General features: G+C 72.1%; 12 protein-coding genes and 1 tRNA gene. 6 read left to right on the top strand and 7 right to left on the bottom strand.

What is annotated here, in order from left to right:
* Positions 1–6 precede the first annotated feature (6 nt).
* Both ACFYXC_RS07175 and ACFYXC_RS07180 read left to right on the top strand, forming a co-directional pair.
* A complete protein-coding gene (locus tag ACFYXC_RS07175; RefSeq protein WP_389547891.1) occupies positions 7–231 on the top strand; it encodes an MbtH family protein in 225 nt (74 codons plus the stop codon).
* A gap of 10 nt (positions 232–241) precedes the next feature.
* Positions 242–1,816, top strand: a complete 1,575-nt coding sequence (locus ACFYXC_RS07180) for an amidohydrolase (protein ID WP_389547893.1) — start codon at positions 242–244, stop codon at positions 1,814–1,816.
* A gap of 103 nt (positions 1,817–1,919) precedes the next feature.
* Here ACFYXC_RS07180 and ACFYXC_RS07185 read toward each other — a convergent pair whose 3' ends face one another.
* From ACFYXC_RS07185 to ACFYXC_RS07200, 4 genes are all read right to left on the bottom strand, one after another.
* On the bottom strand, positions 1,920–2,591 hold the full coding sequence (locus ACFYXC_RS07185; protein WP_388905232.1) for an isochorismatase family protein: 672 nt from the start codon (positions 2,589–2,591) through the stop codon (positions 1,920–1,922).
* Between the two features lie 279 nt (positions 2,592–2,870).
* Complete coding sequence (locus tag ACFYXC_RS07190) at positions 2,871–3,530, bottom strand: endonuclease (RefSeq protein ID WP_389547896.1); 660 nt, start codon at positions 3,528–3,530, stop codon at positions 2,871–2,873.
* On the bottom strand, positions 3,527–3,877 hold the full coding sequence (locus ACFYXC_RS07195; protein WP_389547899.1) for a DUF3140 domain-containing protein: 351 nt from the start codon (positions 3,875–3,877) through the stop codon (positions 3,527–3,529). The genes ACFYXC_RS07190 and ACFYXC_RS07195 overlap by 4 nt, the downstream gene beginning before the upstream one ends.
* A gap of 148 nt (positions 3,878–4,025) precedes the next feature.
* The gene (locus ACFYXC_RS07200) at positions 4,026–4,835 is read right to left on the bottom strand and encodes an alpha/beta hydrolase (RefSeq protein ID WP_389547903.1); all 810 of its coding nucleotides are present in this window, start codon (positions 4,833–4,835) and stop codon (positions 4,026–4,028) included.
* A gap of 158 nt (positions 4,836–4,993) precedes the next feature.
* Here ACFYXC_RS07200 and ACFYXC_RS07205 point away from each other — a divergent pair, with 158 nt between their 5' ends.
* The gene (locus ACFYXC_RS07205) at positions 4,994–5,773 is read left to right on the top strand and encodes a sulfite exporter TauE/SafE family protein (protein WP_389547906.1); all 780 of its coding nucleotides are present in this window, start codon (positions 4,994–4,996) and stop codon (positions 5,771–5,773) included.
* 153 nt (positions 5,774–5,926) lie between these two features.
* Positions 5,927–7,786, top strand: coding sequence for a glycoside hydrolase family 15 protein (locus tag ACFYXC_RS07210; RefSeq protein WP_389547909.1), 1,860 nt, complete (start codon positions 5,927–5,929; stop codon positions 7,784–7,786).
* Here ACFYXC_RS07210 and ACFYXC_RS07215 read toward each other — a convergent pair.
* From ACFYXC_RS07215 to ACFYXC_RS07225, 3 genes are all read right to left on the bottom strand, one after another.
* Complete coding sequence (locus tag ACFYXC_RS07215; RefSeq protein WP_389547912.1) at positions 7,761–9,872, bottom strand: MDR family MFS transporter; 2,112 nt, start codon at positions 9,870–9,872, stop codon at positions 7,761–7,763. The genes ACFYXC_RS07210 and ACFYXC_RS07215 overlap by 26 nt on opposite strands.
* A gap of 96 nt (positions 9,873–9,968) precedes the next feature.
* Positions 9,969–10,766, bottom strand: a complete 798-nt coding sequence (gene cobF / locus ACFYXC_RS07220; RefSeq protein WP_389547914.1) for a precorrin-6A synthase (deacetylating) — start codon at positions 10,764–10,766, stop codon at positions 9,969–9,971.
* 88 nt (positions 10,767–10,854) lie between these two features.
* Entirely contained in the window at positions 10,855–11,367 is a 513-nt protein-coding gene (locus ACFYXC_RS07225) for a DUF309 domain-containing protein (protein ID WP_389547917.1), read from the bottom strand.
* A gap of 100 nt (positions 11,368–11,467) precedes the next feature.
* Between ACFYXC_RS07225 and ACFYXC_RS07230 the strand changes: the two genes are divergently transcribed.
* A tRNA-Pro gene (locus ACFYXC_RS07230) sits at positions 11,468–11,541 on the top strand.
* A 182-nt stretch (positions 11,542–11,723) separates the two neighbouring features.
* Positions 11,724–13,598, top strand: coding sequence for a LamG-like jellyroll fold domain-containing protein (locus ACFYXC_RS07235; protein ID WP_389547919.1), 1,875 nt, complete (start codon positions 11,724–11,726; stop codon positions 13,596–13,598).
* The last annotated feature ends 12 nt before the right edge of the window (positions 13,599–13,610 follow it).

The raw sequence follows: 13,610 nt of genomic DNA on the forward strand, positions 1-13,610 counted from the left end.
ATCCCTGTGAGCACCAACCCGTTCGAGAACCCCGAAGGCACCTACGCCGTGCTCGTCAACGACGAGGGCCAGTACAGCCTGTGGCCCGACTTCGTGGACGTGCCGGCCGGCTGGACCGTCGCGCACGGCCCGGCTCCCCGTCAGGAGTGCCTCGACCACATCGAGGCCAACTGGACGGACATGCGCCCCAGGAGCCTGGTGGAGCGGATGGCGGCGGACCAGGCCGGCTGAGGCCCCGCCGATGCTCTCCACGAGACTGACGAACGCCCGCGTCCTCACCATGGACCCGGACCGGCCCGTCGCCCGCGAACTGGGCATCTGGCGGGACCGCGTCGTGGGCCTGGACGAGGAGGTGGCCGGCCTGCCCGCCCGCAGGGTGGTCGACCTCCAGGGCGCCACCGTGCTGCCCGGGTTCATCGACAGCCATGTGCACCTGGCCTGGACCGGCTTCAAGGCGGGCACGCCGAGCGTGGCGCCGTGCCGGTCGGTCGAGGAGGTCCTGGCCAGGGTGGCGGAGGCGGCGGCACGCACGCCCGAAGGAGGCTGGACGGACCTCGCCGGGTACGACCAGCGGGGCCTGGGCCGCCATCTGACCGCCGCCGAGCTGGACAAGGCCGGCGCGGGACGCAAGGTGTTCCTGATGCACGACTCCGGGCACGGCTGCATGGTCAGCACCGCCGTCCTGGACCTGCTGCCCGCCGAACTCGCCCGCGGGGACGGCTTCCTGGCCGAGGGTGCCATGGGGGCCGCGCGGGCGCTCCGGCTGCCGTACTCGCAGCAGGAGGTGGCGGACGCGATCGGCCATGCCGCGCGCGCCTGCCTGACCGAAGGTGTGACGGGCTGCGCCGAGGCGGGCATCGGCGGCGCCCTGTTCGGGCACAGCCCGGTCGAACTGGGCGCGTACCAACTCGCCCGGGAACAGGGCAAACTGCCCCTGCGCGTCCAGCTCATGGTGTCCGCCGACCGGCTGCGGCCGGTCGGCGCCCACCGGGACGACGGCATCCCCCGGGCCCTGGACCTCGGCCTGCGTACCGGGTTCGGTGACGACCGGCTCTCCGTCGGCGCGCTGAAGATCTACACGGACGGCGGCATGATGGCCCGTACCGCCGCGCTGAGCCGCCCCTACGAAGGGCTCGACCACGCGGGCCAGTTGCAGGAGGATGCCGGATCGCTCACGGACACCATCGTCGACGGGCATCTCGCGGGCTGGCAGCTCGCCGTCCACGCCATCGGCGACCGGGCGGCCGACCTCGCGCTGGACGCCCTGGAGCGGGCACAGCGCCTGCGCCCGCGGCCGGCCGCCCGGCACCGCATCGAGCACGCGGGCCTCGTCCGCCCCGACCAGCTCGACCGCATGGCGCGCCTGGGGGTGGCAGCCGTGGTCCAGCCGAACTTCCTGCGGTACTTCGGCGACGACTACGCGGCGATCATGGGGGAGGAGCGGGCGCCCTGGCTGTACCGGGGGAGGAGCTTCCTCGACCACGGCATCACGCTCGTCGGCAGCTCCGACCGGCCCGTCGCGGACGGATCGCCGCTCAGGGCGATCCAGTTCATGGTCGAGCGGGCCTCCGAGTCGGGTCAGGTCATCGGCCCGGACGAGGGCATCACCGTCGACCAGGCATTGAGCGCCTACACCGTGGCCGGCGCCTTCGCCTGCCACTGGGAGGACGGCGCCGGCAGCCTCACGCCGGGCAGACGCGCCGACCTGGTCGTCCTGGGCGACGACCCCAGGAGCGCGGAGGTCGCGCGCATCGGCGGCATCGAGGTGGTCGCGACCTTCGTCGACGGCCTGGAGACCGAGGGGTCCGCACTGTGAGCCCGGGCCCGGGCCCGCACACCGGAGCCGTGGAGCCGTCCGCCCGTCCGCGGCACGAGGCCCTGCGCCGGACGCGCGAGGCGGGGGTGCCGGAGAGCGACGGCTATCCGGGACGCCCCTGCGCCTGAACGGCCCTGCCGTGCAGGAGGTGGCGGATCAGCTGGTTGGTGGTGCAGACGACGCCGGTACGCGCGATCCACCGCAGGGCCATCGCGTGGTCCTCCGCGCAGAAGTCGGCCACCGCGTCGGCCACGACGAACGGCTGGATGTCGTGCATGAAGGCGTCCGCCGCCGTGAGCAGGATGCCGAGGTGCGCCCGCACCCCGCAGAGGATCAGCTGATCGCGCCCCTCGGAGCGCAGCAGCCTGCCGAGATGGCTGCGCAGGAAGGCGTTGTGGCGGACGTTGACCATCAGGTGCTCGCCCACCCGGGGTGTCAGCGACGCCACGACCGCCGCGTCCCCGTCCGGCTCGGGGCCGATGCCCGGGCCCCAGATGTCGGTCATCAGGCCGCGCTGGCCCGGGCGTTGGGCGGCCGGCTCGGCGCTGAAGACGACCGGGATGCCGAGGGTGCCCGCGAGTTCGCGCAGGGTCTCGATGTTGTCGAGCAGTTCCACGACGGGTGAGCACTCCGGCGGGAACGCCTGGACGAAGTGGTTCTGCATGTCGTGGACCAGCAGCGCGGCCCGGGCCGGGTCGATCGTCCAGGGCGGCCCGGACGCGGGGACCGCGTCATGGCCGGGCATCGGATAGGAGGTGACGACGGGCAGGACCATGGGCGGGCTCCTCCCTGACGGCGTGGGCGCCCCGAGCCCGATACGGGTAAGTTAGCTTAGCCTAAGCTAAGTTGACGGTGTGTTGCCAGGGTCGCGCTCCGGTGTCGTGGAGCCGCCGCCCGGCGCGCGCACCGAACTGCTGGGCCGGGTCTCCGCGAGCCCCATCCCCGGAGGGCGGCGGGGCGGCTGCTGCGCCGAGCGCGCCGAATGTACTGGCCGAACACACTGGAGGCGCCGTGCCGGGCGCCGCGGACCCGGGCCGATCCGAAAGGAAAGGCCCTAGGACCGGGCCGCGTCCGCGTGTCGCAGGCAGTCCTCCACGACGGTCCTGTCGAGCGCCGCCCGTACCAACGCGGCGGCCAGGACAGCGGGTTCGGTGTCTCCGGCGAGCTTCAACAGCCGGTCCGGCTCCTGCGGCAGACCCAGCCGGGCCGCGCCCTGCAGCGCCTTCGCGTCGAGGTGCGGCGCGACCTCGGGCCAGACGTGCTGCACCTCCCGCAGGAAGATGTCCACACCCGCGGGGCCCAGACCCGGTATTTCCCGCAGCAGGCCCCGCAGTTCGTCCGGGCCGTCCGCCGCCTCCCGCATCCGGCGCGGATCCCCGCCCCAGCGGTCCAGCAACAGCCGCGCCCCGTCCCCGAGTTGCGTGGCCGTGCGCTCGTCGTAACGCCGGTAGCCGCCCCGGCCCAACGCGTCCACCCGCTTCTGCCAGGTGGCCCCGGCCATCCGGCGGGGATCGCGCAGCCCGGCCTCGTACAGGGCACGGGTGGTGGCGAGGGCGACGGAACCGCGGATCCGGGCGCTGAGCAGACAGGCCATGACCAGGGTCCGGTACAGCGGCTGCGGGGTGTTCCGCAGCCGGATGCCCGCCTCCTCGGCGAACGTACGGCCGTGTCCGGCGACCAGCGCCGCGAGGACGCTCTCCGCCCCGCCGCTCATGCCGGTGGCCTCAGCGCGTCGTGGCCCAGGGTCATCAGGCGCTGCCGGCGACGGGTCCGCTCGGCCTCGGACTCGTCCGCCGCCGCACGCTCCCGGTCCGTCTCGGCGGTGACCGTGTCCACGACCTCGTACATCACGCCGAGGTCGTCCTCGGTGAGATCGGCGCGGCGCTTCTGCAGGATGGCCAGTACGTGCTCACCGGTGGGGGAGCCCGCGTGCTCGGGCGGCGGGACCGACTCCTGCGACGCCTCGTTCACCCGCAGCCAGGCGGCCAGTTCCTGCGAGGTCATGTTCACCACGCGGTGGAACTCCTCCCACAGCGCGTCGAGTTCGAGGGCGTCGGCCATCGGGTGCCCCTTTCATCGGCCACTTCGTGTGTCGTCCGGCACTTCGTGCCGCCCCGGGTTCCCAGGGCGGACCAGCGGAAACACCCCGGCACAGGACACCTGCGTCAGGGACACGTGAGTCAGGGACACCCGGGCCGGAACACCCGCGTCAGGGCGCGAGCACGCCGTCCACGAAGCGCGTCACGTCGGCGAGGACCGTGTCCTTGTGCGTCTCGTTGAACACCTCGTGCCGGGCGCCCGGATAGACGTGCTCGCTCCACGCGTCGCCGCGCAGTTCCTCGACGCCCGCCCGGCTGGCGGGCAGCGGCACGATCCTGTCCGCGTCCCCGTGCAGCCACAGCAGCGGGAGCGCCCCCACGTCACCACTCCTGGAGATGGTCTCCAGAGCGCGGACGAACGCCTCCAGTGTGGGCCGCTTGAACGGTCCGTGCCAAACGAGGGGATCCGCCGCGTACGCCCGGCCGACCGACGGATCGCGCGAGAGCGCCGTCGGGTCGATGGGCACCTCGGGCAGCGGATCGAGGGCGAGCAGCCGGTGCAGCGGCTCCCAGCCGCCGATCACCGGCCCGGACAGGACGAGCGCGGCCAGACCGGCACCGTACCGCTGGGCGTACCGCGCGGCGACGAGACCGCCCATGGAGTGGCCGATCAGCACGACGGGAACGCCCGGGTACGTGTCCCGGGCCAGCAGCTCCACCGCGTGGACGTCGCTCACCACGTCCTCGAAGTCCTCGATCAGCACGCGCTCGCCCCCGGACCTGCCGTGCCCCATGTGGTCGGGGCCGAACACCGCCGCGCCGTGCCCGCGCAGTACGTCCGCCACGTACGCGTAGCGGCCGATGTGCTCCCCGTACCCGTGGACCAGCAGCGCCACGTACCGCGGGTGTTCCCGTGGCCACTCGCGGACGGTGATGCCGCACCGGGTGCCCGTGAGGGAGTGCTCGCGGGAGTCGGCCATGGTTCCTCCAACGGCGTCGGCGAAGGTTCGAGGGTGATCTTCCCAGCGGGCGCGGGGCCGGTCCAGAGCGCGAAGCCGGTGGTGACGGCGGCGGCACGGGCCACCTGGCGAGACGCCCCTGACACGACCGGATAGGTGGGCATAGCATCGGTCCTCGCATGGACACGATGACGCTCTGGCACATCACCCCCTGGGAGTTCGCCGCCCTCGCCGCCGCGGCCCTCCTCGTCGGCTTCTCGAAGACCGCCGTGAGCGGGGCCAACACGGTCAGCCTGGCGATCTTCGCGGCGGTCCTGCCGGCCCGGGCGTCCACCGGCGTGCTGCTCCCCATCCTGATCGTCGGGGACGTGCTGGCCGTGCTCACCTACCGGCGGCACGCGCACTGGCCGACCCTGTGGAAGCTGTTCCCGGCGGTCGCCGCCGGAGTGGTCGTCGGCACGGTGTTCCTGCTGTGGGCCGACGACGCGATGGTACGGACGTCCATCGGCGCGATCCTGCTGCTGATGGCGGGGGTCACCGTGTGGCGCCGCCGGAAGGCCGACGCGGAGGCCGGCGGGGAACCGGAGTCCGTGGCCACCCGGACCGGCCGGATCAAGGCCCGCTCCTACGGGGTGCTGGGCGGTTTCACCACGATGGTCGCCAACGCGGGCGGCCCGGTGATGTCGATGTATCTCCTCTCCGCCGGCTTCCGCAAGCTCGGCTTCCTGGGCACCTCCGCCTTCTTCTTCCTGATCGTCAACGTCTCCAAGGTCCCCTTCAGCGTCGGCCTCGGCCTGATCGACGGCCACTCGCTGCTCCTGGACGCGGCCCTCGCGGCCTTCGTCCTGCCGGGCGCCCTCCTCGGCAGATGGGCGGTGAACCGGATCAACCAGCGCCTGTTCGAACAACTGGTGATCGCGGCGACGGTACTGGGCGGCCTGCAACTGCTCCTGCGCTGAGCAGCGCGCCCTCGTCGGGGGCGCGCCCCAGAAGGGGCGCGGGGAACGGCGCGACCAGCCCAAACGGAGCCGCGGATTCACCACTACCGAAACCGGCGGGGTCCTACCCTGAAAGCCGTCAGAAGCGCGTTCCCGCCACTGGGAGGCTGCCGCATGTCCGAGGTGCCCGACCACGAGCCACCGCCCGGCCACAAGCCGCCGCAGGCATCCGCGTCCGCCCGCTACCTCCCGATCGCCGACCACGGCCTGATCGGCGACCTGCGTACCGTCGCCCTCGTGGGCACCGACGGCACCATCGACTGGTACTGCTGCCCGTCCTTCGACGCCCCCAGCGTCTTCGCCTCGATCCTCGACGCGGACCGCGGCGGCTCGTTCGAGCTGACGGCCGCCGTACCGGCCCACACCCGACAGTTCTACTTCCCGGACACCAACGTCCTGGTCACCCGCTTCTTCACCGAGGACGGGGTCGGGGAGGTGCAGGACTTCATGCCGGTGGACGGCGACACGACCGAGGCGGACCGGCACCGCCTGATCCGGCGCGTGCTGTGCGTGCGCGGCTCGATCCCCTTCCGCGCGCGCGTGGCCCCCCGCTTCGCGTACGGGGCCCAGCCGCACACCGCACGGCTCCACGACGGCATGGTGGTCTTCGAGACCGAGAACCTGTCGCTCGCGCTGACCGCCACGGAACCCCTCGAATGCGACGGACTGGACGCGAGCGTCGTCTTCAAACTCCAGGAGGGCGAGTCGGCGGTGTTCGCCCTCGACCAGGTCAACGGCGACGTCGCGCCCCGCCGCTGCCCGCGCGCCGAGGCCGAGGAGTCGTTCGCCGCCACCGTGGCGTTCTGGCGGCACTGGCTGACCGCCTCCCACTACCGCGGCCGCTGGCGGGAGATGGTGCACCGCTCCGCGCTGACCCTCAAACTGCTCACCTACGCGCCGACCGGCGCCATCGTCGCCGCGGCGACGACCAGCCTGCCCGAGCAGCTCGGCGGCGAACGCAACTGGGACTACCGGTACGTGTGGGTCCGGGACGCCGCCTTCTGCGTGTACGCCCTGCTGCGTCTCGGCTTCACCAGCGAGGCCGAGCAGTTCATGGCCTTCACGGCCCGGCACATCAGCCCCGGCGACGGCCGCCCCACCGGCCCCCTGCAGATCATGTACGGCATCGACGGCCGCACCGACCTGCGTGAACGGGAACTGCCCCACCTGGAGGGATACCAGGGCTCCGCTCCCGTACGCATCGGCAACGCGGCGGCCGGCCAGCTCCAGCTCGACATCTACGGAGCCCTCATCGACTCGGTCTACCTCTACGACAAGTGGGCCCAGCCGATCTCCAGCGACCAGTGGGACGACATCTGCGCCCTGGTCGACTGGGTCTGCGACCACTGGGACCAGCCCGACGAGGGTGTCTGGGAGACCCGCGGCGGCCGGAAGAACTTCCTCTACTCCCGGCTCATGTGCTGGGTGGCCATCGAGCGCGCCATCAGGCTGGCCACCCGCCGGGGCCTGCCCGCGGACATCCTGCGCTGGCGCGACACCCGCGACACGATCTACCGGCGGATCATGAAACGCTGCTGGTCGCCGACGCGCCAGGCGTTCGTCCAGCACGAGGACGACGACGTCCTGGACGCCGCGGTCCTGATGATGCCGCTGGCCAAGTTCATCTCACCCACCGACCCGAAGTGGCTCTCCACGCTGGACGCGCTCACCGAGGACCTGGTCTCCGACTCGCTGGTCTACCGCTACGACCCGAAGGCGAGCCCCGACGGCCTGCGCGGCGAGGAGGGCACCTTCTCGATCTGCTCCTTCTGGTACGTCGAGGCGCTGACCCGCGCCGGCCGGCTCGACGAGGCCCGGCTCGCCTTCGAGAAGATGCTCACCTACGCCAACCACCTCGGTCTGTACGCCGAGGAGATCAGCCACACCGGCGAACAGCAGGGCAACTTCCCGCAGGCGTTCACCCACCTCGCGCTGATCAGCGCGGCGTTCAACCTCGACCGGGCCCTCGGCTGACGGGGCCGCGCCCAGCGCCCTGCGGGGGCGCGGGGAACTGGGATTCCGCCGGGGTGTCCTCGGTCAGGTCCTCCACCAGCAACCGCTTGGCGATGCTGTCGACGGCGACCCGAAGCTCGGCCCCCGACGGCCGCCCGAGATCCCGCTCGACCCGGTCGGCCAGCCAGCGACCCCACGCCTCGCCGAGGACACGAGCCTCGCGCGCACCCGGCTCCGTGTGGGAGAACAGCGTCCCCGCACGGGTGAGGTACCCCTCGTCGACCATCCGCTGGAAGACCGGCACCAGGACCTCCGGGGGCAGGCGCCGACGCGCGGCGATCAGGTTGAGATTGGCGTGACCGACCATCCGGGTGAACAGCTCGACCTGCATCACCGCCCAGGCCCCCGCGAGGTCCAGCCGGGTGTCCGACCCGACGACGATCCGGCGCATGGTGCCGGATCCCGTGCCGCCGAGGATCTTCCCGACCGTGGCCTCCAGACGCTGCCGGCTGCCGGCCGCCGACGGGGTCGCGAATCCCTCGCCCAGGTCGGTGGACCCCATCCGCGCGCTGTCGCGCAACTGCACCTGCTTGAGGAAGAGGGAGACCAGGAAACCGAGCAGCGCGACGGGCACCGTCCACAGGAAGACGGTCTGCAGCGTCTCCGCGTACGCCTTCACGAGGGGCGCGGCGGTCGCCGACGGCAGGTTGTGCAGTCCTTCCGGACTGGTCGCGGCTCCGGTGACGGCCGCGGGGTCGGTGCCGCTCGTCCGGGCCGCCTCGGCGATCCCGTCGCTCAGGTTCGGCTTCAGCGTGTTGGCGTAGATCGTCCCGAAGACCGCGGTACCGAACGAACTGCCGAGCGTACGGAAGAAGGTGACGCCGGAGGTCGCGGTGCCCAGGTCGGTGTACTCGACGGTGTTCTGCACGGCGATCGTGAGGACCTGCATGCACAGGCCGATCCCGGCGCCGAGCACGAACATGTAGAACGAGGAGAGCCAGGTGCTGGTGCCGCTGTCCATCAGGGAGAGCAGATAGAGACCCACGCCCATCACCAGTGAGCCGACGACGGGGAAGACCCGGTAGTGGCCGGTCTTGCTGACCACGTTGCCGCTGAACACCGACGCGATGAGCAGGCCGACGACCATGGGCAGGGTGCGTACGCCGGAGACGGTCGCCGAGTCGCCGTCCACGTACTGCAGGTACGTCGGCAGGAACGTCATCGCGCCGAGCATCGCGAAGCCCACGATGAAGCTGAGGATCGAGCAGACCGTGAACACGGGGTTGCCGAACAGCCGCATCGGCAGCATGGGTTCGGCCGCGCGGGTCTCGACCAGACAGAACGCCGCGAGGGCCACGACACCGGCGGCGAAGAGGCCGATGACGACGGGCGAACCCCAGGCGTACTCGTTGCCGCCCCAGCTCGTCGCCAGGATGAGCGCGCTGGCGCCGATCGCGACCGACGCGATGCCGAGGTAGTCGATGACCGGCCGGGACCGCGACTTCACCACCGGGATCGTGCGGGCGGCGGCCACCACGACGAGGATCGCGATGGGCACGTTGACGTAGAACGCCCAGCGCCAGGTGAGGTGGTCGGTGAAGAGACCGCCGAGCAGCGGACCGATCACGGTGGCGACGCCGAACACCGCGCCGATGGCGCCCTGGTACTTGCCGCGCTCCCGCAGCGGGATCACGTCCGCGATCAGCGCCATCGCGGTGACCATGAGACCGCCCGCGCCGATGCCCTGCATGGCCCGCCAGGAGATCAGCAGCAGCATGTTCGAGGACAGCCCGCACAGGAACGAGCCGGTGATGAAGACGACCGCCGACGCCTGGAAGACGACCTTGCGGCCGAACAGGTCACCGAACTTGCCGACCAGCACCGTGGCGACGGTCTCCGCGAGCAGATAACTGGTGACCACCCACGACATGTGCTCGGCGCCGCCGAGGTCCGACACGATGGTCGGCAGCGCCGTGCCCACGATCGTCTGGTCCAGCGCGGCCAGCAGCATGCCGAGCATGATCGTCACGAAGACGACGTTGCGGCGGCGCTTGTCCAGCACGGGAGGCTGCGCGGGTGGCGCCCCCGCGCTGTCGGTGATCGTCACCGCGTCAGCTTCACACCGGCCGACGGGGGACGCATGCGGGGCCGTCCGCACGGGGGTGCGGTGCGTCCGCCGTCACGAGCCCGCGGACCGCCCGGTTCAGTCCTGCCCGGGCGTGCCCTCTTCCCGGGGATGCCTGCGCAGCAGATACGTGTCCATGATCCAGCCCTTGCGCCGCCGGGCCTCCTCGCGGAGCCGCGTGATGCGGGGAGCCGTCTCCGTCAGTGGGCCGGAGGCGAGGATCTCGTCCGGGGTGCCCAGATAGGCGCCCCAGTAGATGTCGATGTCCTCGCCGGTGCCGGCGTACCGCTGGAACGTCTGATGGGCGTCCAGCATGACGACCACGTCGTCGACCCCCGCCGGGAAACCCTCGGCGAGCCGGCGGCCCGTGGTGATCTGCACGGGGCGCGCCACCCGGTTCAGGCCCGTGCGGTGGCGGGCGACCAGGGACGAGACGCTGCTGATGCCTGGCACGACGTCGTGTTCGAACGACACGGCACCCCGCTCCAGGACCTCCTCGAGGACGCCCAGAGTGCTGTCGTACAGCGACGGGTCGCCCCAGACGAGGAACGCCCCGCTCTCGTCCTCGTCCAGTTCCTCCGCGATCAGCCGCTCGTAGATCCCGGCGCGGGCGCTGCGCCAGTCCCCGACGGCGGGGGAGTAGCCCGCACCCCCCGCGGCCCGGTCGCGCTCCGGGTCGCGCGCCTCCACCGTCCGGTACGAGCCGGCCGGCAGGTGCGCGGCCAGGATGTCCCGGCGCAGTCGCACGAGATCCGCCTTCACCTCGCCCTTGTCCAGGATGAAGAACACGTCCGTGCTCCGCAGCGCCTTGACCGCCTGCAGGGTCAGTTGGTCGGGATCGCCCGCACCGATGCCGATGACATGAATCTTTCGCACGCCCCGAGTCTGCCGCACGACCCGGCCGACGCGGTCACCGCACCCGCTCCGGGAGCGGCCCGGTCCGGCCTGATCCGGGAGAAACGGTTCAGGCGTCGCCCCCACGCAACCGGGGCGCCCACACCACCGCGTCCACGGCCGCCCGGTCCCGCTCCACGACGTCCGCCAACTCACGCGCCCAGCCGCCGAGTTCGGCCAGCGCCAGGCCGTAGGGACGCGCGACCCCGGACTCCGCGCTCCACTCCTCGACCGCGCCGGCACCCCGCCGCAGCAGCCGCGCGCCGCCCGTCACGTTCCCCCGGGCCGCGTGCGTGAGCCCCACCGCGAGCTGGGCGAGACCGCGCCACAGCCCCCGCTCCTCGTCCGGACCCGACTTCCAGGCGTCCTCGAAGACCTCGTGCGCGTGGAACGGCTTCCCCGCCGCCAGCAGCGCCTGCGCCTCGGTCACCGTGTCCTCGGGGGCGCGCACCACCCCTTCGGGCTGCCGCTCGACCCCGTCCGTCCCGTACGGCAGGGGCCGCCCGAGCCCGTCCCGGGGCCGCGCGTTGCGCGCCCGCCCCTCCGTGTCCCGGTCCCGCCCGTCGTCAGAAGTGCTGCTCATGCACCGATTGTCCCCCCTGCCACGCCGTCTACGGAGCAGCCCCCGGTGTGCGGTAAGGTCTTGTCCGCGCGATCACGCGGTTCACCGCGACGAGGCGCATCGGGACGTGGCGCAGCTTGGTAGCGCACTTGACTGGGGGTCAAGGGGTCGCAGGTTCAAATCCTGTCGTCCCGACAGGGTTCATCAGCGGGTCCGCCGGAGACGGCGGGCCCGCTGATCGCTTTTGTGCGGCACGTGACGGCGGTTGTTCAACTGTCCGCCATCGCCCGGCTGTGGCGGGTGAGGAGCGTACGGGCTGCCGACCGGTTCCGCCCGGTCGCTTCCCCTCCCGTCACGTCCCGTCCTACGGAGTGTCCATGACTGCGGCAGAACGACAGAACCCCCTGCAAAGACGCTCGCTGCTGCGGGCCGCGGCCGCCCTGCCGGTGGCCGGCGCGGCGGTCGCCGCCTTCGAGGCGCCGGCGCAGGCCGCCTCCTCCGCCGCGGCCGACCGCGGCCGGTTCGACCCGCGGAGCCCGCGCTTCGTGCTGGCCGTCCTCCCCGACACCCAGTACCTCTTCGACGCGGACAGCACCGACCCCGCCCCCCTGCGGGAAGCCTTCCGGCATCTGGTCGCCGAGCGGGGCGAGGCGAACATCGCCTTCATGACGCACCTCGGTGACGTCACCGAGCACGGCACCGAGGACGAGATCGAACGCGCCGCGGACACCTTCCGCACCCTGCACGGCAAGCTGCCCTACAGCGTCCTGGCGGGCAACCACGACATCAGCTCCGGGGACGACCAGCGGGGCGACTCCGCGTACCTCGCCGCCTTCGGGCCCGCCCGCTACAAGTCCATGCCGACCTACCGCGGCGCCTCGCCCGACGGCTACAACACGTACCACGTGCTCACCGCCGCGGACCGCTCGTGGCTGGTCCTCGCCCTCGACTGGCGGATCTCGGACAAGGGGGTGCGGTGGGCGCAGGGCGTCCTCGACGCACACCCCACCCTGCCCGCCGTCCTCACCACGCACGACATCGCCTGGGCGGACGACGACGGCAAGGCGCAGTTGTCGGACAACGGCAAGCGTCTGTGGGAGAACCTCATCCGCGGCAACGACCAGATCTTCCTCGCGCTGGGCGGCCACTACTGGCCGCCGGGCCGCACGGTCCTGCGCAACGACGCCGACAACGATGTCCACGTCCACATCACCAACTACCAGGACCGCTACTACGGCGGCGCCGGCATGATCCGTACGTACGGCTTCGACCTGGCGCGCGGGGTCATCGACGTCGAGACCTTCTCGCCGTGGCTCCTCGCCAGGGACCCCGGGAAGCGGTCGCCGCTGGAGGCCGAGACCATCGAACTGACCGGCGACGCCGACCGGTTCAGCCTGGACATCGACTTCGACGAGCGCTTCGCGGGCTTCGCGCCCGTCGTGCCCCCGAAGCCCCGTCCCGCGTCCGCGGTGATGCCGCGCGGCACGGTCGCGTACTGGCGCTTCGACGCCTCCGGGACCTCCGCGGGCGGGACCGCGGGCAAGCCCGTCGCGAACGGGGCCGTGGTGCGCGACCTCACCGGCAACGGCAACGACCTGGCCGTGAGCCGGCTCGCCGCGAGCGGCCCCGACGCCCTCACCTGGTCGGCGGACCACCACCCCGGCCAGCCCGCGCACGCCAGTCTCCGCTTCGACGGCGGCAAGAGCCCGGACCGCGGCGCGATCCTGGCGACGTCCGCCGGGGCGGCGCTGAACAAGGAGAAGTTCCTCCGCGGCTACACCATCGAGACCTTCATCCGGCTGCCCGAGCCCTTCGAGGGCGACCACGCCTGGATGGGCATCCTCAGCTGGGAGGGCCGCAACGGGGACGCGGGCAAGACCACGGGCTGGTCCCCGCTGGAACCCACCTGCAGCCTCAACCTCTCGCCCGAGCGGTTCCTCCAGTTCGTGGTCTACCCGCAGCGCCAGGACGCCGACCCCACGTCATGGAGCCACGCGGTACCGGTGGGCCGCTGGATGCACATCGCCCTCGTCAACGACGGGCGCCGCACGGTGATGTACGTGGACGGCTCGAAGATCGCCCGCAATCCGTCGCAGCCGTCCACCGGCATCGCCACCCTCGGCAAGCCGTTCGTGCTCGGTGCCACACAGTTCGACGAACGGTTCGGGCAGGGCTTCTACGGCTGGATGGGCGACACCCGCATCGTGAACCGGGCGCTGTCCGTACGGGAGTTCCTGGCGCCCTTCGAGTAGGGCACAGGAGCG

This window comes from Streptomyces sp. NPDC002701, from assembly GCF_042889045.1.
Taxonomy (GTDB): domain Bacteria; phylum Actinomycetota; class Actinomycetes; order Streptomycetales; family Streptomycetaceae; genus Streptomyces.

Bases quoted from the DNA above. Each gene is read 5' to 3' on its own strand.
- ACFYXC_RS07180 (WP_389547893.1), top strand. From the start codon at position 242: ATGCTCTCCACGAGACTGACGAACGCCCGCGTCCTCACCATGGACCCG.
- ACFYXC_RS07185 (WP_388905232.1), bottom strand. From the start codon at position 2,591: ATGGTCCTGCCCGTCGTCACCTCCTATCCGATGCCCGGCCATGACGCG.
- ACFYXC_RS07190 (WP_389547896.1), bottom strand. From the start codon at position 3,530: ATGAGCGGCGGGGCGGAGAGCGTCCTCGCGGCGCTGGTCGCCGGACAC.
- ACFYXC_RS07195 (WP_389547899.1), bottom strand. From the start codon at position 3,877: ATGGCCGACGCCCTCGAACTCGACGCGCTGTGGGAGGAGTTCCACCGC.
- ACFYXC_RS07200 (WP_389547903.1), bottom strand. From the start codon at position 4,835: ATGGCCGACTCCCGCGAGCACTCCCTCACGGGCACCCGGTGCGGCATC.
- ACFYXC_RS07205 (WP_389547906.1), top strand. From the start codon at position 4,994: ATGGACACGATGACGCTCTGGCACATCACCCCCTGGGAGTTCGCCGCC.
- ACFYXC_RS07210 (WP_389547909.1), top strand. From the start codon at position 5,927: ATGTCCGAGGTGCCCGACCACGAGCCACCGCCCGGCCACAAGCCGCCG.
- ACFYXC_RS07225 (WP_389547917.1), bottom strand. From the start codon at position 11,367: ATGAGCAGCACTTCTGACGACGGGCGGGACCGGGACACGGAGGGGCGG.
- ACFYXC_RS07235 (WP_389547919.1), top strand. From the start codon at position 11,724: ATGACTGCGGCAGAACGACAGAACCCCCTGCAAAGACGCTCGCTGCTG.